2 protein-coding genes and 1 pseudogene are annotated in these 2238 nt (G+C 64.3%); all 3 read right to left on the bottom strand.

Going from position 1 to position 2238, the window contains the following annotated elements:
• Positions 1-1473, bottom strand: a 1473-nt coding sequence (gene tnpC, locus QU44_RS16855) for an IS66 family transposase (protein WP_033923569.1), incomplete at its 3' end; no start/stop codon positions are given.
• An 82-nt stretch (positions 1474-1555) separates the two neighbouring features.
• Positions 1556-1831, bottom strand: a pseudogene (gene tnpB, locus QU44_RS18035) (IS66 family insertion sequence element accessory protein TnpB); the annotation flags it as partial.
• A 26-nt stretch (positions 1832-1857) separates the two neighbouring features.
• The coding region (locus tag QU44_RS16850; RefSeq protein WP_052135079.1) for a transposase at positions 1858-2238 on the bottom strand (381 nt) is incomplete at its 5' end.

The raw sequence follows: 2238 nt of genomic DNA, 5'->3' as shown, positions 1-2238 counted from the left end.
ATCCCATGCCGCCGGTGAATAAGACGGGTTAATGCTGGAGATTTTGCAGTTCTCGATCAGCGTGGCGATGACCGCCCAGTTGTCGCCGCCCTCGTCGGATCCTGCGAACAGGGCGTTCTTGCGGTTTAGGGCCAGGGGCCTGATCGAGCGTTCGACGGTGTTGGTATCGAGCTCAACGCGGCCATCATCGAGGAAGACGGTGAGCCCGTCCCAGCGGCTGAGCGCGTAGCGCATCGCTTCGGCCAGCTTGCTCTTGGCGCTGACCTGGCGAAGCCGGGCTTCCAGATAATGGCGCAGATCATCGACAATGACACGAGCGTGTTCGTTGCGGACGGCGCGGCGATAGTCGGCATTGCTGCCACGACTCTCGCTTTCGATGGCATAGAGACGGGCGATGTGCTGCAGCACCTCGGCGGCCACCGGCGACTTGTCGGCGAGATCGAAGAACTTGCGTCGGACATGTGACCAGCAAAACGCGAGGGTGATCTGCTGCTGCCGCCTGGCGAGCGCGGTATATCCGCCATAGCCATCGACTTGCAGAATGCCTGCAAAGTCCCCCAGATGCGCTTCGGCGCGTTCGCTCTTGCGGTCGGCGGCATAGACATAGGCGATCATCGGCGGATCGATCCCGCCCCAAGGGCGATCATCGCGGGCATAGGCCCATAGCTGGCCGGTCTTTGTCCGCCCACGACCGGGATCGAGCACAGGCGCTGTCGTCTCGTCGGCAAACGGCCGCTGGGATCGTCGCAATCGTTCCAGGATATGGTCCCGCAAGGGGCGAAGATACCAGGCGGCCCGCCCGACCCAATCTGCAAGGGTCGATCGATCGAGCTGGATCCCTTGCCGGGCGTAGATCTGGGCCTGGCGATAGAGCGGCAGGTGATCGGCATATTTGGCGACCAGCACCTGGGCGATCAGGGCCTCGGTGGGGATGCCGCCTTCGACAATATGGGCAGGTGCCGGTGCCTGGACGACCGCGCCCTCACACGCGCGGCAGCCATAGCGAGGCCGACGGGTGACCAGAACACGCAAGGTGGTCGGCACGACATGCAGGCGTTCAGCAACATCTTCACCGATCTGGTGCAGCCCGCCGCCGCAGCATGGGCAGGCCCGAATGCTGCCAGCGCCGTCGATATCGACGATCTGCTCGATCCGCTCGAGGTGCGCAGGCAGCGCGCCGCGGTTGGTCTTGCGCGGACGATCCCCCGTTGGCCGGACCGTTCCCGCCGCGCGGGCTGCGCCCAGTGCCGTCTCAACATCTTCGAGGCCCAACTGGAGCTGTTCGGGATCGAGCTGCTCGGACTTGCGGCCGAAACGGTGGCGCATAAACGCATCGATGATCGACTGCAGTCGCTCGATCTCTGCGTCCGCTTCGCCCTTGGCGACCGTCACATCGGCAAGCTTGCGGGACTGATCGAGGGCCAGCGCACGTAGCGCCGCGATGTCCTCTGGCAGGTCCACTTCGATCAGCATGAAGGCAGTGAATCAACAGACGAAAGCCCCGACAACCAGCAATTTGCGGCGCTATCGGGCGGCGTCCGCCATGCACCCGGCGCCAGTCCAGCCCCTCCAGCAATGCGCCAAGCTGGGCTGCCGTAACACGCATCACGCCATCCCGGATGCCGGGCCATTTGAAGCCGCCGGACTCCAGCCTCTTGGCCATCAGGCACAGGCCGGTGCCATCCCACCAGACGAGCTTGATCCGGTCAGCCCGCTTCGCCCGGAAAAAATAGATCACCCCGGAATACGGATCGCCACCATATTCTGCACTGACCAGCGCGGCCAGCGCATCGGGGCCTTTGCGGAAATCCACAGGCCGCGTTGCCACCATCACGCGCGTGCCAGGACCAGGGCCGATCAACGCCGCACCTGAAGCGCCTCAAGCACCGCAGTCGCCAACCCGGGGCTCGCCGTTCGACCGATCCGAACCACCGCACCGCCAAGCTCAACCTCGATTGCTACATCATGCGACTTTGGCTGGGGAGTATCGGCCACAACCGGCACGAACATCGGCGCGTGATCCCTATCAGCGCCTGTCACCTGCCGCGCGGCAAGGGCATAACGGCACTCCCGCCGCCAGGTGTAGAGCAAGGATGTCGCAATATCGTGCTGGCGTGAATAGGCCGCTATGTTGTCGCAGCGCTCCATCTCAGCCACGAACGCCAGCTTCTGCTCCAGCGTCCAAATCCTCCGCCGGCCAGTATCCATCCGGTGGGCCCCGCCTTGTGCGTGGGGCGG

The organism is Sphingomonas sp. 37zxx (assembly GCF_000786205.1).
GTDB lineage: Bacteria > Pseudomonadota > Alphaproteobacteria > Sphingomonadales > Sphingomonadaceae > Sphingomonas.
Note: the sequence above shows the minus strand (reverse complement) of the source record. Positions and strands in the feature narration are given on the sequence as shown.